General features: G+C 43.7%; 20 protein-coding genes. 9 read left to right on the forward strand and 11 right to left on the reverse strand.

Annotated features, from left to right (window positions below):
• The first annotated feature begins 41 nt into the window (after positions 1–41).
• The 7 genes from RH45_RS16015 to RH45_RS16045 all read left to right on the forward strand — a co-directional run bounded on the left by RH45_RS16015 (position 42) and on the right by RH45_RS16045 (position 8,395).
• Entirely contained in the window at positions 42–482 is a 441-nt protein-coding gene (locus RH45_RS16015; protein ID WP_008079057.1) for a low molecular weight protein-tyrosine-phosphatase, read from the forward strand.
• 37 nt (positions 483–519) lie between these two features.
• Positions 520–2,682 carry a polysaccharide biosynthesis tyrosine autokinase gene (locus RH45_RS16020; protein WP_008079058.1) on the forward strand — a complete coding sequence of 721 codons (2,163 nt, stop codon included), beginning with the start codon at positions 520–522 and terminating at the stop codon, positions 2,680–2,682.
• 147 nt (positions 2,683–2,829) lie between these two features.
• Complete coding sequence (locus tag RH45_RS16025) at positions 2,830–3,081, forward strand: hypothetical protein (protein WP_008079059.1); 252 nt, start codon at positions 2,830–2,832, stop codon at positions 3,079–3,081.
• 91 nt (positions 3,082–3,172) lie between these two features.
• Positions 3,173–3,832 (forward strand): YjbF family lipoprotein, encoded by a 660-nt coding sequence (locus tag RH45_RS16030; protein WP_008079060.1) that lies wholly within the window; start codon positions 3,173–3,175, stop codon positions 3,830–3,832.
• A 6-nt stretch (positions 3,833–3,838) separates the two neighbouring features.
• Positions 3,839–4,612, forward strand: coding sequence for a capsule biosynthesis GfcC family protein (locus tag RH45_RS16035; protein ID WP_008079061.1), 774 nt, complete (start codon positions 3,839–3,841; stop codon positions 4,610–4,612).
• Positions 4,609–6,804 carry a YjbH domain-containing protein gene (locus RH45_RS16040; RefSeq protein WP_008079062.1) on the forward strand — a complete coding sequence of 732 codons (2,196 nt, stop codon included), beginning with the start codon at positions 4,609–4,611 and terminating at the stop codon, positions 6,802–6,804. Before RH45_RS16035 ends, RH45_RS16040 begins: the two co-directional genes overlap by 4 nt.
• Positions 6,805–6,973: 169 nt before the next feature.
• A complete protein-coding gene (locus tag RH45_RS16045) occupies positions 6,974–8,395 on the forward strand; it encodes a hypothetical protein (protein ID WP_008079064.1) in 1,422 nt (473 codons plus the stop codon).
• A gap of 53 nt (positions 8,396–8,448) precedes the next feature.
• Here the strand turns inward: RH45_RS16045 and pssA are convergent, their stop codons facing one another.
• Together pssA and RH45_RS16055 are read right to left on the reverse strand one after the other, a co-directional pair.
• Positions 8,449–9,789, reverse strand: coding sequence for a CDP-diacylglycerol--serine O-phosphatidyltransferase (gene pssA / locus RH45_RS16050; RefSeq protein WP_008079067.1), 1,341 nt, complete (start codon positions 9,787–9,789; stop codon positions 8,449–8,451).
• Between the two features lie 179 nt (positions 9,790–9,968).
• Complete coding sequence (locus tag RH45_RS16055; RefSeq protein WP_039958823.1) at positions 9,969–10,394, reverse strand: GNAT family N-acetyltransferase; 426 nt, start codon at positions 10,392–10,394, stop codon at positions 9,969–9,971.
• A 59-nt stretch (positions 10,395–10,453) separates the two neighbouring features.
• On the opposite strand from RH45_RS16055, the gene murB reads away from it, so the two are divergent.
• Together murB and birA are read left to right on the forward strand one after the other, a co-directional pair.
• Positions 10,454–11,497 (forward strand): UDP-N-acetylmuramate dehydrogenase, encoded by a 1,044-nt coding sequence (murB, locus tag RH45_RS16060; protein WP_039958824.1) that lies wholly within the window; start codon positions 10,454–10,456, stop codon positions 11,495–11,497.
• Positions 11,497–12,459: a bifunctional biotin--[acetyl-CoA-carboxylase] ligase/biotin operon repressor BirA gene (birA, locus tag RH45_RS16065; protein WP_008079076.1), complete on the forward strand. Its 963-nt coding sequence runs from the start codon at positions 11,497–11,499 to the stop codon at positions 12,457–12,459. The genes murB and birA overlap by 1 nt, the downstream gene beginning before the upstream one ends.
• A 34-nt stretch (positions 12,460–12,493) precedes the next feature.
• On the opposite strand, the gene RH45_RS16070 is transcribed toward birA, so the two are convergent.
• The 9 genes from RH45_RS16070 to RH45_RS16110 all read right to left on the reverse strand — a co-directional run.
• Positions 12,494–14,455, reverse strand: a complete 1,962-nt coding sequence (locus RH45_RS16070; RefSeq protein ID WP_008079077.1) for a polysaccharide biosynthesis protein — start codon at positions 14,453–14,455, stop codon at positions 12,494–12,496.
• Between the two features lie 50 nt (positions 14,456–14,505).
• Positions 14,506–15,681 (reverse strand): DegT/DnrJ/EryC1/StrS family aminotransferase, encoded by a 1,176-nt coding sequence (locus RH45_RS16075; RefSeq protein WP_008079078.1) that lies wholly within the window; start codon positions 15,679–15,681, stop codon positions 14,506–14,508.
• 19 nt (positions 15,682–15,700) lie between these two features.
• Positions 15,701–16,333, reverse strand: coding sequence for an acetyltransferase (locus RH45_RS16080; protein WP_008079080.1), 633 nt, complete (start codon positions 16,331–16,333; stop codon positions 15,701–15,703).
• Positions 16,330–16,941: a sugar transferase gene (locus RH45_RS16085; protein ID WP_008079082.1), complete on the reverse strand. Its 612-nt coding sequence runs from the start codon at positions 16,939–16,941 to the stop codon at positions 16,330–16,332. Before RH45_RS16085 ends, RH45_RS16080 begins: the two co-directional genes overlap by 4 nt.
• Positions 16,925–18,199, reverse strand: a complete 1,275-nt coding sequence (locus RH45_RS16090) for a glycosyltransferase family 4 protein (RefSeq protein ID WP_039958825.1) — start codon at positions 18,197–18,199, stop codon at positions 16,925–16,927. Before RH45_RS16090 ends, RH45_RS16085 begins: the two co-directional genes overlap by 17 nt.
• Positions 18,196–20,010, reverse strand: coding sequence for a heparinase II/III family protein (locus RH45_RS16095; protein WP_008079086.1), 1,815 nt, complete (start codon positions 20,008–20,010; stop codon positions 18,196–18,198). Before RH45_RS16095 ends, RH45_RS16090 begins: the two co-directional genes overlap by 4 nt.
• Positions 20,007–22,148, reverse strand: coding sequence for a bi-domain-containing oxidoreductase (locus RH45_RS16100; RefSeq protein WP_008079087.1), 2,142 nt, complete (start codon positions 22,146–22,148; stop codon positions 20,007–20,009). The genes RH45_RS16095 and RH45_RS16100 overlap by 4 nt, the downstream gene beginning before the upstream one ends.
• A gap of 2 nt (positions 22,149–22,150) precedes the next feature.
• The gene (locus RH45_RS16105; protein ID WP_008079089.1) at positions 22,151–23,521 is read right to left on the reverse strand and encodes a phenylacetate--CoA ligase family protein; all 1,371 of its coding nucleotides are present in this window, start codon (positions 23,519–23,521) and stop codon (positions 22,151–22,153) included.
• Positions 23,522–23,539: 18 nt separating this feature from the next.
• Positions 23,540–24,579 (reverse strand): glycosyltransferase family 4 protein (locus RH45_RS16110; RefSeq protein WP_008079091.1); only part of this gene is annotated, 1,040 nt, incomplete at its 5' end.

The raw sequence follows: 24,579 nt of genomic DNA on the forward strand, positions 1-24,579 counted from the left end.
CCACGTTGGGTGACAAACCAGCGTGGCGCAAAAGAAAATCAATGTTCAATAAAATTTTAGTTGTATGCGTCGGTAATATTTGCCGTTCACCGACCGGAGAGCGAGTCTTACAAAAGCTTCTACCAAGCAAGCAAGTTAACTCTGCTGGTATAGCCGCAGAAAAAAGCGGACTAGTAGGAAAGCCTGCAGACAGTATGGCCATTGAGCTCGCCTCTGAAAACGGAGTATGCCTTGAAGGACACGAAGCGCAACAGCTAACCTCAGCACTCTGCGCTCAGTACGACCTTATTCTTGTAATGGAAAAAGGGCATATGGAAGCTCTGACTTCGATGGCACCACAAGCCCGTGGTAAAACCATGCTGTTTGGACAGTGGCTAGGGCAACAGGATATTCCTGACCCATACCGTCAAAGTCGGGAGGCCTTTGAGCACGCGTACCAACTTATCGAAAAATCAGCGGAAGCATGGGCGAAAAAACTCTAACGCCGAGTTGCCAAGATTAAAGAAACCTAAATATATTATGACAGCACAACAATCTCGACCAACGACTGAACATTCCTCAGATGAAATCGATCTTGGGAAACTACTTGGCATCTTACTGGATGCAAAATGGCTAATCATTCTTACCACCATTGTTTTCGCATTCTCCGGTGTAGCCATCGCCCTTTTATCGACTCCTATCTTCAAAGCGGACGCCTTAATACAAATAGAGCAAAAAAGCTCTGGTGGCATTTCTGCGATGGTAGGTGATATGGGAGAACTGTTTTCTCAAGAGTCATCCGCCACAACAGAGATTGAAATCATCAAGTCTCGCATGATTCTTGGTGATACAGTCGATAAGTTTAACTTAACGACCGTTGTTTCCCCTTCTTACTTCCCTGTCATTGGTCAAGGTATTGCTCGCTTGAGTGGAGAGGTTAACAACCTTCATATCAGCCGCTTTGATTTACCGGACTATGCTGTAGGTATGGCGCATACTCTGATCGTTACAGACGAAGAAAAACAACAATATCAGTTGCTCCGTGAGGATGAGAGAGTAGTACTGGAAGGACGTGCAGGAGAACTCGTTCAAAATGACGGCTATGCGCTATTTGTCACCAATATCCAATCAAGTAACAACTTTGAGTTTAACATTGCAAAACGTTCACAGTTAGAAGCGATTGAATGGCTCAAGCGAAACCTATCTATTAGCGAGCGCGGTAAGCAAACAGGCATACTGAGTTTGAGTTTCGAAGGTGAAAATCGCACTCTTATCAACAGTATTCTCAATCACATTAGTCAAACCTATTTCTTGCAAAATGTTGAGCGCAATTCTGCTGAAGCGGAAAAAAGCCTAGTCTTTCTTAAAGATCATCTGCCCGAAATTAAAACCAAGCTGAACTCTTCGGAAGATATACTCAACCAATACCGTCAAGATAATGAATCGGTAGATTTAGGTTTAGAGGCTCAGTCAACCCTAAAGGTGATGGTTGCACTGGAAGCTCAGCTAAATGAGCTGACGTTTAAAGAAAGTGACATTAGCCAACGCTTTACCAAAGACCACCCAGCATACCGCTCTTTACTAGATAAGCGCCAAACCTTACTTAATGAAAAAGAGCGTCTCAATCAACAAGTGCAAAAGCTACCAAAAACGCAGCGTGAAATTTTACGCATGACGCGTGATGTAGAAGTAAATCAACAAATCTATATTCAGCTTCTTAATAAAGTTCAAGAACTGAGTATTATTAAAGCGGGAACTGTAGGCAATGTGCGTATCCTAGACTCTGCGCAAACCTATGCCGCTCCAGTGAAACCTAAGAAGCCTTTGATTATCGTGCTTGCCACCTTACTTGGTGGAGTGTTGAGCGTTGCGTTTGTACTGGTCAAAGCGGCATTCCATCGCGGGATTGAAAACCCTGATGAAATAGAGCAAATAGGCCTCGCTGTTTACGCAAGTGTTCCGCGCTCTGAAATGCAAGAGAGCTTATTTAATAGAACGAAAAAGAAAGCACGTGAAGGCCAAATGGCGTTGCTTGCGGAGGCAAACCCAGCCGACCTTTCTGTTGAAGCTCTAAGGGGTCTACGTACCAGCTTGCACTTCGCCATGATGGAGGCGGAAAACAATGTACTGATGATCTCAGGTCCAGCCCCAGGCATTGGTAAATCGTTTGTCTCAACTAACTTTGCTGCAGTCGCGGCTAAAACAGGCCAACGAGTATTATTGATTGATGCCGATATGCGCAAAGGCTACCTGCAAAAGCAATTTGGTTTAAAGTGGGACAACGGCCTATCTGACTTGCTGAGTGGCAAAATCGAGCGAGCTCAATCAATCGTGAGCACAACGATTGAAAATCTCGACATAATAACCCGGGGGCAAGTGCCACCAAACCCATCAGAATTGTTGATGCACCCACGCTTTAAAGAGTTGCTAGAGTGGGCAAGCACTGAATACGATTTAGTCATCGTCGATACCCCACCCGTTTTAGCGGTTACTGATCCAAGCATTGTTGGAGCGCTAGCAGGCACGACCTTAATGGTGGCCCGTTTTGGTCAAAACACAGTAAAAGAAATTGATGTTGCACGTGACCGTTTTGAAAAAGCAGGTATTGAAGTGAAAGGGGTTATTCTCAACGCCGTTGAGAAGAAAGCATCAAGCTCATATGGTTACGGTTATTATAACTACGCTTATAAAAGCGATAGTTGATTAATAAGATCAACGGTTGGTGATATTCATATAAAACAAATTGTTAATTAATTTACACTTTGCAGAATGTCACATAGAATAACCTTTGGGGTGATTAAAATTCCTCCAACATCGATGTGTTAATTGTAAATTTACAAGGATAATTCAATGAAAAATATTGCTCTAGCAATGTTAGTTGCACTAGGTGCAGCAACAAACGCTTTCGCAGCAACTGAAGCGGCGACAGGAACCGCTGCGACAGCAAGCGGCGGTGCGGCTGGTGGTGCGGCTGCAACAACAGCAGCGGCTGGTGTTGCAACCACTACTGCTGTAGCTATCGGCGCAGCTGTTGCAGTCGCAGTTGTAGCAGTTGCTGCATCTGACAACGATGGTACTGATGGTACTGATGGCACTAACTAATTGTTAGTGGATAGATTAAACACCCTTAGCTGTGCTAAGGGTGTTTTTTTAGTTTTAAAACAATACCTATTGTCATTGTCAGGATGAACAAATGACTCATTTAATTAGAAGCCTCGTAATTCTAGCTGTTTGCCTTATTGCTGGCTGCTCGCAACGATTTCAAGATGTCAACTCCACAATCGATGAAGCACTCTTCGGGGTCGATGACATCGTACTCAGCGTAGAAAAAGTTGAGCAACTTCCTTACGCTAGTATGTATGTGCGCATCAATGATGGGCCACAAATATTTATGGTACTCGCTTTTGTCGACACTAACCCTGTGACAGGCAATAAACAATTTAAATGGCTCTCATCCGATAGCGCTATGATCACCACAGAAAACGGTCGCGTAGTAAAAACCACCCACTTACCCGATGCCAATTTAGCAGGGTTATCCGCCTCAAATGCCCACACATCTCCAACGACTGAAACAACATCATGGCAAAGTGAGTACGATTGGCAACCTGATTATCATTACGGAGAGAGAGCTATAGTAGAAAGCTTTCCGACTGGATTCGAGACCGTACAATCTTTACTTTGGAAGAAAGAAACACGTCAAGTTCAAGAAGTCATTACCTTTACTGAAAGCCAACAATCAATGACGAGCAAATATTGGATTGACACTCAAGGTGATGTAGTTAAAAGCCAACAGTGGCTTGTCCCACAACGTCTCAAAGTCGACATTGAAATTTTAAAGCCCTATGCAGAGTAAATAGATATGACACACTTGATAACTTATCACTCGAAACTCATTTGCAAGGCGATTTGCTTAAGCTTTCTTGCTTTCATCCCTAGCACATTTGCAACAGCAGTTAAGATTACCCTTCCCGCGGATAACATCGCTTTGGAGTATCAGCATCCTGTACGCTTAGAGCAGGTAATTAACGATATCATTCAGCAAGGTGGCAACACTCAACCCAGTAATTATCCACTCGCAAACCAGCTATTTAACCTGGATAAGCAACAGCAAGTCGACAAACTAAAAAAAGAAATACTGCTAGGGTTGAAAGAACTGGTTACAGAGGGGCTTATTGCAAATGAATCAGCTGGGCTTGTCATAGAACAAGTAGAAAACTGGGATGTCGTTTACCGAGAGCTTATAGAATTAGATTTCGATACAATTCGAACCCAGCCTTCAGCCAACCCGATGCTCCAAGGAAACCTAGAGTTCATCAGCCCTAAGCGTTCTCAGGAATTATCGTTCGAGGGGTTACTGTTTCCCCCTCAAAAAGTGCCGTTTGATGCATCACAACCATTGAGTGAATACTTTCGTAAGCTGAACTTACTTTCCAACGCTCACCCTAGCTATGCATGGATAATCTACCCAAATGGTCACTTTGTTCGTGCGGGTTACGCATATTGGAATGAGCAAAAAACTCAGTTAACGCCAGGGAGCGCTGTCTTCATTGGCTTTAATTCTGAAGATTTAGAAATACAAAAGATCGAAGAGCGAATTGTTCAGCTTATATCTATGAGAAAAAGTGCCAAATGAAGACTCAAAACCTCATTCTAGCTCTATCCACTGTTGGCCTAATTTCGACCTCTAGCTTTGCCAACGATACCACTTGGAAAGTCTCTCAAACCGACTTTGGTGGTACAGGACTTATGCAGACACCTACAGCCAGAATGGCGGAAGAAGGTGAATTTAATATTGGCGTTAGTTTTAATGACGATTACCAACACTACATAGCATCAATACAGTTAATGAGCTGGATAGAAACGACTATTCGCTACACTAGAGTCCCTGACACACTTTACAATACCAACCCAGATTATAGCGGTGACAACATCTACACCGACAAAGGAATTGATTTTAAGCTTCGTTTACTGGAAGAAAGTTACTGGCTACCTGAAGCTTCCGTCGGTGTAAGAGATTTTGGTGGTACAGGGATGTTTGATGCGGAATACCTCACAGCAACAAAGCGCTTTGGCAACATCGATTTTACGATTGGCTTAGGATGGGGCTATTTGGGTCAAAGTGGCAATGCAACTAACCCTCTTTGCAAGATTAGCGACGAGTATTGTGAACGACCTAGTGGCTTTAAAGGAACTGGCGGTAGTGTTGATTTTGAACGCTGGTTTAAAGGGCCTGCAGCTTTGTTTGGAGGGGTAGAGTATCAAACTCCGTACGAACCACTGCGCCTAAAACTCGAATACGACAGCAATGATTACAGCCAAGACTACCCGGTAAGAGTCGGGGTGAAATCAATGACCCAGCATACGCCTTGGAATATTGGGGCTAACTACCGCCTAGGTGACTGGGGGGATGCAAAACTCAGCTACCAACGAGGTGATACCCTTACTCTAGGTTTTAATATCTACACTAACTTCAATGATATGAAAGCGGTGTGGAGGGATGAGCCTAAGCTACAAGCCCAGTTACGACCTTCAAAACAAGATACCAACTGGCAACAGGTTGCCAACCAGGTGGATAAGAATGCTGGCTATGAGCACAATACAGTGTCGAAACAAGGTGATACTCTTGTGGTTACAGGTCAGCAGGCTAAATATCGCGATAGAAGTGAAGCATTAGCTCGTGCCGCAGCGATTCTATCCAATAATAGTGACGAATCAATTAACACCTTTAAGGTAATTGAAACACAAGATGGAATGCCACTTACTGAGACCGCTATCGACCGAAATGAGTATCTTGCAGCAGCTAAATACATGTCAATTGATAACAATGTGGAAGATAGCTTCACAACCAGTGAGCCGAATACTGAACCAACGGCAGCGCTTGCCAGCACCAAACAGAGTTGGGACTATGGTATTGACCCTGTATTGAAGCAGAGCATCGGTGCGCCAGAAGATTTCTACTTATACAGTATTGGCTTAAATGCTAAATCCAATGTCTGGTTAACAGACAAAATAGAGTTAGCGGGCTCTGTCTATTTCAACTTAGTGGATAATTACGACAAGTTTAACTACGTAGAGAACTCTCCGCATGTGCGTAACTACGCAACGCCACGGGTTCGAACCATGTTCCGCGCCTACGTACACGACAATCCTGTGCGTTTAAATAGACTACAGCTCACCTGGTTTGAGCAACCTGCCAAATCCGTTTACACCCAAGCTTATGCGGGTTACTTGGAATCTATGTTTGCCGGTGTTGGCGGAGAGGTTTTGTACCGCCCTCTTGGCACCAATTGGGCGATTGGCGCCGATGCAAACTTAGTAAGCCAGCGCGACCCGGATTCTTGGTTCGGCGTATTTAGTGAAGACTATTTCTTCTATGATGAATCCGCATGTAGTGATCCGATACCCCAGTGCCAAGCTTACGTACTTAGCCAAGGGACAACTGGCCATGTAACTGGCTACTATATGCCGCAGTGGCAATTTTTGGATAGCACACTATTCAAAGTTAGCGCTGGTAAGTTCCTAGGCGGAGATATGGGCGCTCGAATAGATTTCTCGAAACAGTTCAAATCGGGAGTCATCGTTGGAGCTTACGCAACCTTTACCGACTTAACCGCAGAGGAATACGGCGAAGGCAGTTACAACAAAGGTTTCTACGTTTCGATTCCAATGGATATTATGACCGTCAAACCTAGTACCAGCCGTGCGCAAATTGCTTGGGAACCCATCACTCGTGATGGCGGACAAATGCTGCGCAAACAGTATTACTTGTTTGATAAAACCGACGCGAGATCGCAATGGAGCCAAAGACCTAGTAGCGTTGAATAGCGTTATTGTGAGCTAGTTTAAGGGCTGATGTGAGAACATCAGCCCTTTTTAGCTCTAAAGGCTAAGTGAAGTGTGATGAGATTCTACAATGCCCAAAGACCGAGCGTTCAAGGCACATTTATTGCTAGAAAGTTAGCAGGCTAGAATGACTTAGGACAAAAAATTGACGATGAAAGCAGCAAAAAGTGCTCTATTACTGACCTTACCAGCCTTAATGGCTGGCTGTGGAGGCGGAAGCGGTGGCAGTAGTGGTAGTAGCAGTCCGAGCCCTACCCTGACAAGTTATACATGGCAGTTTGTTCAGATGAAAGAGCTACCCAAAAGTGCTATGGAACAGTTTTGTGGCGTTGGGAATGCTACAGTTTTCAATTTAGATGATAGCGACAGTGACAGCTCTAACTGGCTATATACATTTGCAGCCAAAGCACCCAATATCTCAGACGTTTTCGTTTATAATTCTGATGGAAGCCTAGCAAACAGCTCATTAGATAAATTCGATGTCAATCAAATCAATGGAACCCTAACGTTTTCGGAAAACGATGTACCGGATGGAGGCTACCTCGTAATTGTTGACTCTTCGAATGGAATAGACAACGTGCTAAGTGTAGAGAAAGAGGCAATTCAGAGTTTTATTGTCAAAATTAATAGAGAACAAGGCCAACAAACCTGCCTAACGAATGGAAGTCTCGTCAATGAATCCCAACTTAAAAAGGTAAATATCGGAACTTTTAATGGTGTATCAACGACAGCAGTAGAGGGCTATGTTGATGGGAAATCTCCACAAGATAGCGGTACTATCAAGGCTAATATAGAAGTTATTGCTACCAACGAGAACTTATTATTGTCTGGTTACAATACCAGTAACGAGATCGTTGGCTACAAGTTCATCAACAAGTCTGAACTTTCAGACAACTCATCTTCAGCACCAAATACTGTTTTTCTTGACGCTATATTCGATAACAAAACCATCGACTTTACCAATACAGTTGGCGCGGTCTTTGGTTCATTGACAATGAAAGCCATTTACTCGGGATTTACATTCGACTGGTACGACTGGACAACGGAGTCCAACTCTTTCAGCACCAGTGCTCCAGCTTCCCCTTCAGTAGGCTACTCTTCATCATATGAGGGAACACTTAATGGTTGGAATGTGAACAATAACTACTTACTTGAGAATGTAGCTAATAATGTTAATTTGACCACTTTGGATATGCCAACTCAGCCCATTAGCCTGAATTGCTCGGGGGCAAACTGCTACTTTTCTGAAACTGAAGTAACTTCTCTTAACTCAGAGCTAAATACTATTCGCTTTTCTAGCGGCGATGCTCGATACACACTGGTATCCACAGGGAATGCTCTCGTACCAAAGGTTGTGAATGTCACGTATCCTGACTCTAACACAGTCATCACCTCTCAAATGCTACTTTCAGAAAATAGCAACCTAGAGTTAAGGAAAGCCTTCTTAGTAAATGGCACGACCAGAAACTACACCCCTTCAACGGACTACATTGATTTGCTTGCAACACCTATCGATGATCTGCAGCACCGTCGTACGATGGTATCCTATGACTATACATTGATATCAAAGTAACAAAAAAGGGCAGCGTCACTACGCTGCCCTTTTTCTTTACTGGCATCCAAGTCTTAAAGAATCTGCTTTAGCACTCTATCCGCTTTCACACGGGTGATTTTACGCATCAGTTTTTGCACGGGCTCAGGGTAGTTCTCAAACTTCTCAAGCTGTTTATAAGTACAAATGAGCTGTGTATGCTGCAGAATATTCTCGACTTCTTGCTCAAATTGGCCTGTTAGGTGATGGTAGTTATCTTGAATCAAAATGGCGTTTTCAAGATCCAGTTTCCATGCTCGAGGGTTTAAGTTATTACCCGTGATCAGCATATAACGCTTGTCCACCCAGATACCTTTCAAGTGGAAACTATTTTCATCGTGCTTCCACAAGTGAATAGACAGTTTACGGCTGGCAATATTCGCCTCATTCGCTTTTGCAAACTGACGTAAATTGCGCTCGTAGAGATAAGGTAAACCGCCAATGGTTTTAAACTCTTCTTCAGGGGCAATGTAAAAGTCGTTAGCCGTTTTATCACCCACAACAATCGTCACTTTCACACCACGCTTGATGGCTTTCTTTACTTCTTTCGCGACACTGCGTGGAAAGTTAAAGTATGGCGTACAAATGAAGATTTCATCCTTTGCCAAGGCCAACAACTGGTTGATACCTTGGTTAAGTTTATTACGCTTTTTGCCAACTCCCACTATCGGCGTTACCGCCACGTGTTCAGAGCTGACTGCTTCTGGCTCAAACTGGTAGCTGGCTTTTGCCAAGGAGCCACGAAGCTGACGAATCTGCCCCTTTATTTCCTTGGTCTCGGGCTTACGTGGGCAAGCGAGATCGTTGACAGCCGGATGCGCGATCATCTCCTGCTGTACTAAGTTCACCATGCTATCCGCTAACGACTTGTTTCCAAGCACGTGATAACGGTCAAAGCGATAACGATCTTTATAGTTTAAGTAGATGTTATTGAGACTTGCTCCACTATAGATGACCTGATCGTCAATCACGAAGCCCTTCAAGTGTAAAACACCAAATACCTCTCGCCCACGCACAGGAATCCCATATACCGGGATCTTATGCTCATACTTATCAGCAAAAGCTTTATACATCGACGCATTGGTTTCACCAGGTGCTGCGCCAATTAAGCCTCGTTGTGCGCGGTGCCAATCTACACAAACAGAGATATCCAAGCCTGGATTGCGCTGCTTGGCTTCATACAACTCAGTTAGGATTTCACGCCCAGCGTCATCATCCTCCAAATAAAGCGCAACAAGGTAGATTCGTTTACTTGCCTTCTGAATCGCCTCAATGAGACGCGTTCGGAAATCTCGCGCTGCATAGAGCGTCTCAAATTGAGCCGGATCTTGTGCTAGCGTTGGCAGTTTTTCGAATATATTCCTATTGGTCATCATGTTGGATGTAATACCTTTACTAAGAGTGGAGAGCGATATTAGCAAAATCTGGCTGATTTTGCCTAGAAATGACGCTTCACTTTAGAGAATAACAGAGTCAGAATCATCCTTAGCTCACAGCAATATGAAAGATTTTCTTCGCCTTTGAGCTTCCTTGACACGTATCAATGCCTTAACAACTATGGGATGTACTGCATAGCTACAAGCTTTTTACCACTCGCACAGTATCGTTGAAACAATTGTTTGAGTGAGTTGGGTAACGCCGTACCTTCCACAGCGTTAAAACCATGCTGAGTATAGAAACCCTCTAAATGTTGGTAAGCAAAGCAAAAATCTCGATCGACTAACACATGTTCTTGGCAATATGCCATTAACTGATGAGCTAGCCCCTTATCTCTTAGCTCCGGGACCACCAGCATCCCAGTCAAAAGGCGATAATGCTCAATGGTTCTAAATCTCACCACTGACACCATGTTCTGTTCAGCGTACCCTACAATCACTAGTTCATCTTTTTTCGCTTTCGCCGAAGGGTAATGCTGCTTATATAAGCGAGTAACTAGAGGTAATTTGAGTGGGTCTAAGGTTTCGATACGTAGTGTACTCATTATCGTCTTACCGATTTTTAAGGTAGAATGTTGGCAGTTTAGATGACTCGACATTCCTGATGCAAATACAGACTCAAGCCAACCTTGCGGCGTACCATACCTTTTCCATTCCACAGACATGCGATTACCTTGTCGAAGTAGATTCAGTGCAAGACATCATCGATGTTTACCAAAAGCCAGAATGGCTTGCCTTACCTAAAATCATGCTCGGTAAAGGCAGCAATATGCTTTTTACTCAACATTATAAAGGTGTGGTGATCATCAATCGACTGCAAGGAAAAAGCGTCATTGAAAATGAGGACAACTGGCACTTGCACATTGCAGCAGGTGAAGACTGGCCACAACTGGTAAACTGGGCGACAGAGCAAGGGTATCCCGGTTTGGAAAATCTTGCATTAATCCCAGGTTGTGCGGGTAGCGCTCCAATTCAAAATATTGGCGCTTACGGTGTCGAATTGAAAGATGTCTGCGACTACGTGGACATACTTTTACTTGAAACAATGCAAGTGGCTCGCTTAACTGCAGAGCAGTGTGCATTCGGCTATCGAGATTCCATTTTCAAGCACCAGCTATACCAAAAAGCCATAGTGGTTGCTTTAGGATTAAAGCTTCGCAAGTCTTGGCAACCCAATATCGAATATGGCCCACTCCGATCATTCACCGCAACTCACGTCACTGCAAAGCAGATATTTGATAGAGTGTGCGAAGTGAGAACAGAGAAACTTCCCGATCCTGACATTTCAGGCAATGCAGGCAGTTTCTTTAAAAATCCAATCGTATCAAACTCTCAGTTTGCCCAACTAAAAGAGCGTTTCCCTGATCTGGTCGCTTTTCCTGCACAGGAAGGAATGAAGCTTGCTGCCGGTTGGCTTATTGATCAGTGCGGCCTAAAAGGTACATGTCTCGGCGGCGCTCTTGTTCACCCAAACCAAGCATTGGTTTTGGTCAACAATGGCAAAGCTACGGCCAATGACGTAGTACAACTTGCGGGGAAAGTTCGCGCCACTGTTATGGAGAAGTTTGGGGTTAGTCTAGAGCATGAGGTTCGATTTATGGATGCGACTCAAGAGACTTATCTAACTTCGATTGTGGAAGCACGTTAATGAAAGACCATAGTATTAAGCTATCCATCCTACGAGCCTTAGCCCAAGGTGGCTTTCATTCCGGTGAAGAGTTAGGAGAAAAACTGGGCGTATCACGTGCAGCGATCAGCAAACACATTAAAGGAATCCAATCTTGGGGCGTTGATATCTATCGAGTTCAGGGCAAAGGCTACCAGCTCGCACAACCAATGCAACTTCTGGATGAGCATGTGCTCAGTAAACAGTTTGACCGTTTAGTCGAGCTTATCCCCGTCATTGATTCCACCAACCAGTATTTACTCAACAAAGTCGACTCCTTAGAGTGTGGGGCAGTTTGCCTCGCGGAATATCAATCGGCTGGGCGCGGCAGACGTGGTCGAGAATGGGTCTCCCCTTTTGGTGCCAACCTATATATGTCTATGTTTTGGCGTTTGGATGCCGGTATGGCCGCAGCTATGGGCCTTAGCCTTGTTGTAGGAGTTGCCGTCGTTGAAGCACTGGAAGAGCTTGGCATGCACGGAGTAAAACTGAAGTGGCCCAATGATCTTTATTATCAAGATCGAAAATTGGCAGGTATTTTAGTTGAAATGTCTGGCCAAGCTGGAGGAGCGGCGAGCCTAGTTATCGGTATGGGCATGAATTTAATGATGCCAGAGCGAGTCGATGGGATCACACAACCTTGGGCAAGCTTAAATGAGGTCGCTCGACCTCACAATCTAGACCGTAATCAACTCGCGATTACTCTAATCAAAACACTTCACCAAGCACTGAGTGACTACGAGTTAAAAGGTATGCAAGGCTTTGTTGAGCGGTGGAATAGATTAGATAACTTTCTCGGCCGGCCTATCAAGTTAATCATCGGCCCTAGAGAAATATCTGGACTCTGCCGAGGCATCAACGAGCAAGGGGCAGTGTTGCTCGAGACAGAACGTGGGATTGAGAGTTTCATTGGGGGAGAGATTTCGCTTCGGGGTCGCTCTTAGAACTAGAAAAGCGAGCATTCCTGCTCGCTTGTTGTCAATGAACTAATGTTTTGAGCTCTTCGTTTACGTTTGGAAAATGATTTGTCGTACCATCATTGACCCGCTTCCAAACGAGATCGCCAATTTCATCAGTCGGGTTAAAACCTGTTGGAGCATCAAGCAATAAGTTTCTAATCTCTTCATGATTGAAATTATGGCATGCTCTGTCCAGGTTATCCAATAGCTCACAGTACTCCTCTAGAGGTAAATACGCCTCTTGAGCGGTCATTATCCGTGGATGAGCAGTTTCCGCAACATTATCTCCAATGAGTAGTTCCTCGTAGAGTTTCTCGCCTGGCCGTAATCCAGAGAACTGAATCGATATATCACCATATGGGTTATGAGCATCCTTTACTTCTAGCCCAGATAACTGGATTAAGTTCCTTGCTAGGTCGGCAATACGGACGGGCTCTCCCATATCCAACACAAACACATCACCGCCTTTGCCCATAGCACCCGCCTGGATAACTAACTGAGCCGCTTCAGGGATAGTCATAAAGTAACGAATGATATCTTCGTGCGTTACAGTCACGGGGCCACCGGCAGCAATCTGCTTTTTAAACAGTGGGATAACAGATCCTGAAGAGCCTAGCACATTACCAAAACGGACCATGCAAAAGCGTGTACCTTGTTCAAGCCCACTTTGCTGCCCAGCAAGCGCTTGTAAGCCGAGCTCAGACATTCGCTTGGTTGTACCCATAACATTAGTTGGCCTCACCGCTTTATCGGTTGAGATCAATACAAATGATTCAACCTTTGCTTCAATGGCTGCTTTCGCCGCATAGTATGTACCAAACACATTATTGCGGACGCCCTCGACCACATTATATTCTACAAGAGGTACATGTTTATAAGCAGCTGCGTGATACACAGTTTGTACACTAAAGCTTTTCATAGTGGTCGCTAAACGGTTAATGCGCTGCACAGAGCCAAGCAAAGGAATAATCTCTATAGAAAGTCCTTCCGCCTCAACTAAATTATTTAGCTCGCGATCAATTTGGTACAAAGCAAACTCTGACAGCTCAAATAAAATAAGGGCTGAAGGCTTTTGTTTTGCAATCTGACGACACAGCTCTGAGCCGATAGAGCCTCCAGCACCTGTAACCATGACCACTTTGCCTTTAATATTCGCTTCCATAAGCGATTGCTGAGGAGCAACAGGATCTCTACCTAAAAGATCCTCAACTTCAACATTTTTAAATTCATCAATCTTAGCTCGCCCTTCAACAATGTCCTGCATATTAGGAATAGTTAACACTTCTGCAGATAGATGCATTAATGAATCTAAAATTTGTTTTCGCCTAGCACGTGATGCGCTAGGGATAGCAAGAAGCACTTGAGAGACCTGATACTTGTTGACCAAGTTCTCAGCGACCAAGATATCGTAAACATTAATCCCCATGATCATGGTATTTTTTAACGTTTCATCTTGATCGATAAAGCCAACAACATGATGGGAGTCCGATGAGCGAAGAGCAAGAGCCAGTTGACGACCCGCTGAGCCCGCACCATAAATCAACACCCTTTTCTTACTTTTACTATTAACCTGAGCTACTAAAGAACGGACAATCATTCGCGCACCGCCGCATAACAGGCACAAGAATGCTCCATATATAATCGGCACTGAGCGAGGAACATCTGCATTTAGGTAGTAGGAGAACAACGCAACAGATAAGGCTGAAATAACACTGCAAGCTCCTACTACGGCTAAAGCATGAAAAGTCAAGTAACGTATGACTGCTCGATACAAGCCCAATCGAGTAAACGCTAAAATCGACACACCTATGGTACCGAGAATGACGTAGTGAACTTGCGGATCTTGAGCAAGTGTTATCGAACCGAGCCGCGTCCAGTAGGCAACATAAAAAGAGGTGATTATCAACACGCTATCAATAAGCACGCTAATTAGTCGTTTTGTGAAACGCGATAGGTTCCAGATGTAATCTAGCCTAGCCATATCAATCCATTATTACTTTAAAGCCGAAAATGAAAGGTGAAGGAGTTATTCTATTTCTGAGCAAGCAACAACACGTCTCGAATAGTGCTGGCCATTTTTGCTACTTCTTCACTAGTAAGTGTAGGGTGTACTAGAAACATTAGACTCGTTTCGCCAAGTACTTTTGCGTTAGTTAACCGATTGACAGGGCGCCAATGCGTGTTGTCAAACGCTCTCTCTAAATACACTTCTGAGCAACTACCCTGGTAAGCTGGGACACCATGCTCAACGATAGTTTCTACTATGCGATCTCGTGTCCACCCTTCTGCAAGGTTCTCAGGCTCTACAAACAGATAATGTTTGTACTCGGCGTGCTCGCTGTATTCCGGGACATCAACTCGGCGAACTACAGTAAGATCAGCTACCGCATCATCGATTTGTGCTGCATTCGCCTGTCGTTGCGCTGTCCAATCTGCCATACGAGCCAGCTGGATGCGACCAATCACTGCTTGCATTTCTGTCATTCGCCAGTTGGTACCAAAAGATTCATGCAACCAACGAAAACCCGGTGGATGCTCGCGGTTGTATATCGCATCAAAACTCTTACCGTGATCTTTATATGACCACATGGATGACCACAAAGCCTTATCATTGGTTGTCACCATGCCGCCTTCACCACCAGTTGTCATGACTTTATCTTGGCAGAAGGACCACGCACCAATATGGCCAATAGTACCAACACTACGGCCTTTGTATTTGGCCCCATGCGCTTGAGCACAATCTTCAACCACGTAAAAACCGTGCTCTTTCGACAGGGCCATAATGGCATCCATCTCTGCTGGCATGCCAGCAAGGTGCACCACGATCACCGCTTTTGTTTTTGGCGTGAGTACCGCTTGTATCGATTCTGCCGTAATCGCTTGGCTGTTTAAGTCTACATCCGCAAAAATTGGTGCAGCACCGGAAGTCACAATTGACGAAGCTGAAGCAAGGAAGGTCCTTGGTGTGGTAATCACCTCGTCACCCTCACCTACGCCTAAAGCTTTCAATGCCACGTCGAGTGCAAGTGTGCCATTGCCAAGCGCAATCGCGTATTCGCAACCAGTCCATGCCGCGAACTCTTTCTCGAACTCACGACACTCGTTACCTGTCCAGTAATTTACTTTGTTTGACAGTAGCACACGGCTCACTGCATCCGCCTCTTCTTGAGTAAAAGAAGGCCATGGAGAAAATGGGGTATTAAGCACGATGTCACCTAATAAATGGTTATTGTCCTGATTTGATAAGCATATGAGCAGGAGAGCCCACTACGGTTTGAAAGTCTGGTACGTGGTTGATTACCGTCGTGCCCGCGCCAACAACAGCATCACGACCAATGACGACAAGTTGTTTCAATTGGCTACCGATCCCTATCCAAGAATTTTCGCCAACTTCTACACCGCCAGCTAAGCTTGCATTGGGACTTATGTGAACGCCTTCAGCCAGCCTACAATCATGTTCTACGACGGAGCTTGTGTTAATGATGCAGCTCGCTTCAATATGGCTGAATGGGTTCACGACTGCGTTTGCCATCACCACGGTTCCTGCTTTGATGTTTGCGTATTTACTGATTACTGCACTTGGATGAGCGAGCAAATTGAAGTTCGCTCCTGCGGCACTCAACTCACGTTGTTTCGCACAGCGTGTCGCGTTATGGCCAATGGCAACCACGACCATATCGTATTCGCTTGCCGTTGCCAAAAGTGCAACAGTATCACCAGATACGTCCCAATGCTCAACAGAGGTTAAACTGGGCCAGCGATCATCAAAAAATGAGATATTTTGATAGCCGTTTAGCTCTGCAATTTCTGCAACAACCTTGCCATGTCCACTGGCTCCTAAAATGGCGCAGCTTTTCATGATTGGCGACTACCTTGTTCTTTTGAGCCTGTAAATGGCTCTATGGTGACATGGCCGTCTGCAGATATTCCTTCCTTTACGAAGACCTTTTTAACCGTCAGGAAAAGAATCTTAATATCTAACCACAATGTTTTGTTATCTACGTACCAAACATCTAGGGCAAACTTTTCTTCCCAGCTAATCGCATTTCGGCCATTGATTTGAGCCCAGCCAGTCACTCCGGGACGAACATCATGTCGCCTTGCTTGCTCTCTGCTGTAAAGCGGAAGATACTGCATGAGCAACGGACGAGGCCCAACTAAGCTCATTTCCCCTTTTAAAACATTCCAGAGTTCTGGAAGTTCATCTAAGCTGCTGTTTCTTAACTTATCGCCCAAAGGAGTCATGCGCTCAGAATCCGGTAGCGGACTCCCTTGTTGATCCACCGCATCCTTCATAGTGCGAAACTTCACCATTTCAAAAGGTTTTCCGTTTAAACCCGGACGCGTTTGACGAAACAGAACCGGAGAACCCAGGTTTTCACGAATCTTCCAAGCGACTAAAGCAATAATAGGAGATAACAGAATAAGCGCGATAAGAGACGCGAGAAAATCAAACAGTCTTTTCATCTTTCACCTCTGATACATGGTTGTCTGTCGCATTACCCTCTTCTGCATTAACGCCAGTCACCCAATCAACCCATTTATCAGCCAATAGCACGCGGTCAAACTGGCTCTCTGCAAGTTGGCGTGCATTGGCTCCCATCAAGGTAAGGGCTTCTTTTTGATTGGCAGCTTTTTCTAAGGCATCAGCGAAAGCACTCGGGTCGTCTGGCTGAACCGCAAATCCGCATTGCGTTTGCTCAATCATTCCAGCCAACCAGCCCGGGTAGTTGTTTATCACTGGTAGACCCGAAGAGATATAATCGAAGAACTTATTAGGCGATGTGCCGTAATAAAAGGCCGGTATATTCGCCAGTACTTGCATACCTACATCTGCACTTGCCATCAAACCAGATAACTTCTGCTTATTTACTGGAGGGTGAAACACCACATTGTTCAACTCAAGCTCTTTCGCTCTTCTCTCCAACTCGGGCTTTAATTTACCTTGCCCGACTAAAGCTAGCTTAATGTCCTTTCGACCACGTTTCTGTAGCTCCACTGCCGCATTTAAAACGGCATCAAGGCCATTTGCCATTCCATGGGTTCCAGTGAAAATCGCCATCAGATCTGTTTCTTTCACGCCTTCCGGGCGCCAAGGTTCACTTGGCTGACTAAAGATAGACAAATCACAACCATTTGGCACCATGGCTATTTTACTTTCGTCCACGCCACGCTTTTTAATGCCATCAACAATGCCAGGAGATAAGCCAATACAACGATGCGCACTTCGGTAAGATGCCCACTCTAAAAATGACATCAAACTAAGAATGACTGGGTTTTTAATAACCCCCATTTCTTTGGGCAGTTCTGGCCATAAATCTCTCACTTCAAAAACAAATGGTTTGCCGCGTAACCAACGAGCAAAGATACCCGGGATGCCCGCTGTCAGAGGTGTTGTGGTTGCAAACAATACATCGTATTTTTCAGTAAAGGCAAGGCCAATACTTTTTAAGGCAAACTTAATAAACGTCATACTGCGTTTAATAAAACCATCTGAGTTTGAGTAAGCCAAATCAAACTCTATGATTCGAATGCCATCGACGATACCTTCACGCTTGCCAGAAACAAAGGCCGAATCTAAACCCGTCTCTCCACCACCGTAGGTGCCGCAGACCATAGTCACATGATGCCCATGATGAATTAGGCGCTTAGCCATTTCATAGGAACGGATCCCTGTTGAACCTTTCGGTGTAGAAAAGTGTTGATGAAAATAAAGAATATTCATAAATGAAATTGATACTCTGTTGTAATTTTGCCATCTGACGAAATCTCCACCTCAAGAACAGGAATAGAGCTTTCTTGGTAGTAATAACGAGACTCTCTGCCTTCTACGATCTCTAAGCGGTCAATCTTTACATCACTATTGATTAAGATGTTGTGATTACCATTGGTCACTTTTTGTTCCTGAACTTGCCAATCGTCAGGAGTTAGCCGCCAACGAAGAACTGCTTTATTTTTAAGGCCCCTCACTTGATCTTCTACCGTCAAAGACATTTCCGTAAGGGAGACTTCTCTATGATGCTCACAGCCCAAACAATCACGGTATCCCGCTTCTCCAGTAAGCTGACGCTCATCAAAGTTGACGTTCTTTGCTTTTAACCAAGCACCTAACAAAAAGCGGCTAAGCCTTGGCATTTGCTCGTGTCCGTCAAATTGGATGGTATTATGACTTTGTGTACCACCGTAGTAGTCGATATAGCCTTGGCCTGCGTTGTAGCTGAACGTGCCACCATCGCGTAACAGATTGACCCCATCACGCCATAAGTCCACATGAAGCGCATCATTTTGGGCGGGTCTAAACCGAAACTTGGGATAGTTAAATAAAGCAAATGTTCCCGATTGATTTCTTAGACCGATATAGCCACCGTGCTCAAAATGAAACGATGCTGGTGTTTGTAAGTTTTTTTGCGGTTTTCGTAACTGCAGCAGTGCAAGGGCTTCATCATAATCCCCACCTTCCTGCCATGCGCATGCTTGAAGGAACACGACAGAAGCAAGCTGAACAGATGGACGAAAATCTCGATAGTCGGTATCCGTTAACTGCAATAAACGAGCACCATCGTTATGACCTAAGTTCGGCGCATCACCTGTTGATGTGTCAATTAACTGATAAAGCCACTGCGTTGCCAGACTTACCCTTTTTGTCAGCTCTGTTGAAAATGGGGGAAGATCTAGTTCTCGACGCCAAAGCTCAGCCATAGAGTAGGTGTCTAGCATTACCCTGTGATAGTTCACCGAATACTGACTAAAGGTTCCATCTTTAGCAATAAGATGCTTGGCTCGGTTTTCTAACCATTTTCTCCCCAACTTTTGCCAGCGATTCCCACTTTTATCGCCATTAATAACCAGCCAACTGCCACCAATAAACAACGCTGCAGCCTCAGATGTGCCATGGTTATTATCTTGCGCAACCGCGTAGGAGATCGTCGGCGCGATTCGTTTAAGATGCGCTTTTACTAGCGCCAAAAGTATAGGTTCAGGCTTACGAACTTGATTAAGCAGTTTAGCGGTAAACGCTAAGTGCATAACGCGTATTGACGCTTCCTGCCCGCACTTCCAGTTAGGGCCAAGATAAGGAGCATTCTGATCCATCCAGCTTTTTGCGGTAGCATTGAGTTCGTCCAGAGCAGACTCTCTACCAGAAAGATAATCTCTTGCTAAACCTAAGGCCCAATCAAATCTTGATGCCTCCCAAATGCCTTTAATATCACCAACATTAGAATCGAAATCAGATAGGTTGAACCAAGGCTTACTCATCTCTGAAAAGCGATGTTCGGTTAGCACACTGTTATCCCATTCGAGTTCTTGTAAAGACAATTGTGGCAACCAACCAAATGGAGCGAATTTGTATTGCTTAATGCATTTCAATTGTATTGAACACGCAGCAGGACGGAACAAAAGCCCCGAGAGAGGGGCTTGAGAAAGGCGCTTAACTGAGTTGAGTCCGCTTCGAACACCAAGTTGATAACCAGCGACTCGAGCTAAGTTTAAAAGCCCCAAGTCGCTAGCTGTTTGCGCTTTTAATTTAAAACTCATCGCTGCTTACGTAGTTGTTCTGCGATTTCAATCGTCACTCTAGCCACTTCAAACAACTCTCGCGCTGGAATCGGAGACTCTTTACCAGATTCAATTGAGCTAAGAAAAGCCGCCGCACAATTGGTTTGTCCCTTATCTTGCTTCCATAAATTCATTTTACTAAAGCCCGGCCAACCAAATGCTTTTAGTTTACGGAAGTTATCTAGTTGAAGAACACGCCCAGCGGCAAATACTTCTACTCGCTCTTTAGGGAAGTTCGCCGCACCGTTGGCTAGGTAATGAATCGTACCGAATGAGCCATCAGCAAAGCCGAGGATTATTGCTGCTTTATCCTCAGTAATATCAACACCATCAACATCTCCCATGCGACGACACTGTACAGAAACAATTTCAGAATCAGCTAAGTATCGCATCAAATCGATAAAATGGCACGCCTCACCAATGATTCGACCGCCACCCACTTCGTTATCTTGAGTCCAGTGATCCGCAGGGATCGAGCCAGCATTCATCGTCATCATAAAGCTCTTAGGTTCTTTCACTGACGACAGCAGCTCTTTCATTTTTTGCACCTGAGGCGAAAAACGTCGGTTAAAGCCAACCATTAGTTTGGGAGCCGACGCAGTAGATGCCTTTGAGTAATAAGTGGCCTCAACTTCTGCAAGTTCTTCTAATGTGACAGCTAAAGGCTTTTCTACAAATACGTTTTTACCTGCACTAAGTGCTTCAGAAACAAAACTAGCATGGCTGTTATGGCGGGTAACGATAGCCACGGTATTAATTTCTGAGTCAGAAATCATAGCGCTTGTATCTGTAGTCGTTTTCGCAAAGCCTGCCTTTTCACCATGAGTTACGCCGTTTATACCACCAGAAGTAGCAATCGTATGTAGTTGAGCACCACCAGCTTTAAATGCAGGAATTAACATACGAGATGCATAGTTACCAGCGCCTACAAAGCCGACAACAGGCTTAGATACTTCAAACGTCATGTCACTGTTGAGCGTAACAGATTTCTGGTGGCGAGTACTGGACTCGCTCTGGTATTGAAGCAAAATTCCAAGCGCCGATTTGTCTGAAGTGAGAAGCTCATATGCCTGAGCCGCATCTTCAAATTTGAATCGGTGAGTGATGAGAGGCTTAACATCCACTTGACCCGAAGACATCATATCTAAGATAGCTTCAAAGTTACGCTGCTCGGTCCAACGAACAAAAGCGTATGGATAGTCATTACCATTGTCTTCATAGTCTGCGTCGTAGCGGCCAGGACCATAAGAACAAGAAACTTGGAATGTCAGCTCTTTTTCATAGAAATCTGCGCGATTAAGTTCTAAGCCAGTCACACCAACAAGAATAATACGCCCACGTTTACGGCTCATTCGTGCCGCTTGTGTTACTGGATCATTAGATTTCGTTGAAGCTGTAATAATTACGCCATCAACACCATTGCCGCGGCTGAATGCCATACCAACAGCGACGGGATCTTCACCTTTTCCAGGGTTGCAAACTTCGGCGCCAAATTGTTTAGCCAACTCTAGTTTCGCATCGTCATAATCGATGGCTAGTACACGACAACCTTGAGCACGAAGCAATTGAACTGTCAACAAACCAATTAAACCAACACCAGTCACGACAAACGCTTCACCCAGCGTAGGTTCTGCTAAACGGATACCTTGTAAACCAATACTTGCCACAACGGTGAATGATGCTTCTTCATCGGATACATTGTCCGGAATAAGCGCACATAAGTTTTTTGGTACACGAACAACATCAGCATGAGGGCCATTAGATATAACACGATCCCCTTCCTTGAAACCTTGAACATTTTTACCAATCGCATTAACGACACCAACGTTGCAATACCCCAAAGGCAGTGGTTGTGCTAACTTAGACTGTACAGCTTCCAAGGTAGTCATCAGCCCATCGGTTTGCACCTTTTCCAATACCATTTTCACTTTGTCTGGTTGTTGACGCGCTTTATCCAGTAAGCTTGCTTTACCGAAATCTACTAGCATACGTTCTGTGCCAGCAGAAATTAAAGAAATACTGGTGTCTATTAGCAGGTTACCTGCTGATGATTTTGGTGCTGGGGCTTCAATTAAATTAGACCCACCTTTAGCCATATCTTGTAGTACTTGTTTCATTATTACAACCTATTAACAACTGCTTTAAACTTTCCGGAACCAGTGCGCTCTATCTGGTTTACGTAATCGAATTTAACTTTTAAATCTTTACAAATGTAATCTGAGCTAGACTTCCTAACTTTAGCTTCAAAGGTTTGTTTATTGAACTTGGTCGATTTAACAGCTTTAACAGTGATAGATCCAAGTTCTTCTTGTATTACCTGAGCCTCAAAAACTTCATAAGTATCTTTAAAAAGATAGTCAAACCTCATAATCTTACGACCATCATTCAATATAACGTAATCGTCTGAGCGGCCATCTACCGAATAAATAACTCGGCTTTCTCTTCCGCAGGGGCATTTAAAACCACTTGGAGCAAATGTTGCTATATCACCGGTATCATACCTAATTAATGGCATCACTTCATTGTAAAAGCTTGTTCCTATCAAACGACCTGTCACTAGCCCTGTGTCAGAGGTGTGAGTATCAACCAATTCGATATGGCAGAATTCGAAATCTTCGTGGTAGTGTCCATGCTCGCATTTGGAAAAATTACAATTACCCTCAGTTAGGCCATACTGATCTGTCACTAGAGCTTGAGTCCACGCGACTATACTTTCATTTTGGTGTTCTAGAACTTTTTCAGCACCGCAGAATACTAATTTGGGTCGTGACGAGCCCTCAAGCTTTAAACCAGAATCTATAGCCAATCGACATACCTCAGATATAATACTAGGGTAACCCGAATAGTAACTGGGCTTGATGGAGTTTAGAAAACTTACAATTGAGGCTATATTTTCCTTATTGACACTCTGCATACTAATAAGATACTGCTTTTGATGTGAGTTATACCTCCAAAAGGGTGGAGTCTTTTGGCTAGCAGGCACAACAGGCTTTCCAGTAAAATTTACACTTACAGATTCCAAGGTGATATTAAATCGACTTCGGTGTCTGAACCATATAGCCCACTGAGTAGAGATCGCTTCCTTGTCTTTTAGAACTTTAATTGCTCTCCCAGTTGTACCACTAGTTTTCATAACTATCGCATTGCGATCAGTTTTTTCCGGACAATATCCACTTAATTCATGCTTTGTGAGTATAGGTAAAGATTCTAGTACTTGAAAAGGAGCTTGAGCTATTTGATCATCATCCACACATGACAAATAGTGAGCGAAAGGGTAGTTACTGTTCTTAGCCGACTGCAATATATTAACTAGCTTTGTCTTCTTATAGTCAAAAATATCGTCTTCTTTGTAGAAGTCACTTTCTTGGAAAAGCTTAAGTTTCTTTACAAAATTTTCATTAAATCTTGACTTGCTCTCTTTCCAGCCATATAGACTACACATTAAATTCTGAATAAACACTGGAGAGTGTTTATATATATAATCTAGCACTAATTACACCTCATAATATCAATCAAAAAACTTCACAAAATCATCACATAAAACATCCCACGAGTATTTTTTAGCATATGAGTTTGATGTAATATCTCGATTACTGTCTTTAAGCCTATTAACACCTAAACTAATGTCACTTTTACTAAAATTACGTGTGTATATAACATCATCGGACTCCAGCGGGTCAAATTCAAGTACACCTACTCTCGTCGATATTAGTATTTTTCGATATAGTAAACTTTCTATTATTGTAATACAGAAACTCTCTTCTTTAGAGTTTTGAATAAAAACGTCTGATAACTTATAAACTTCATTCTTCAACTTCCCGTTAATAGGGCCAAGAAATATAATATTTTCACGTCCTGAGCATGAATTTTCAACTTCACGTCTTATTGGACCATCTCCTGCAACAACTAAACAGGCATTCTCGACACCAATAAAGCTTTCTATTATTTCAATCACCCGCTTTCTGTCCTCCAACAAAGACAAAGACAGGAAAACATGTTCATATTTAGATTTAATGTGATGTAGATTACGAAGAGTATTACCTATATCTTTATCTTTATCTTTATCTTTATCTTTATCTTTAAGAGTACCTTCTTCGGATTTGATAGATACCGGGTTAGGTATATATAAGCACCTTGATTGTAGTATTCCATCAAATTCAGTCTTCATATCAAAAGAAACAAAAGATATTCTTTCACATTGATTCAATATAAATCTAATGAAAAACTTAATTCGACTTTTGTTATAAAAAATAGAGAAGTGAGCACCATGTACTGTTAGGTAGACCTTTCTTCTCAAGAGCTTTGCAATTAATAGCAGTACCGATTTTTCCCAAAACCCCCAATATGAACTCGTATTAATATACACGTCAGCGTTTCTATGCTTAAAAACAAATTTAAAAAAATCTAGAAAGACTAAAATTGTCATACTTAATTCATTTAAACTAAATATCGAGTTTTGAGGTTTAGATCTTTTTTTCTTTGCAAATGTATCATAATAAGCCAAGCTGTATTCACTGTTGAGCTTACTACTCATGAAACCACGTAGGT

Source organism: Vibrio sinaloensis DSM 21326 (assembly GCF_000189275.1).
Lineage (GTDB): Bacteria > Pseudomonadota > Gammaproteobacteria > Enterobacterales > Vibrionaceae > Vibrio > Vibrio sinaloensis.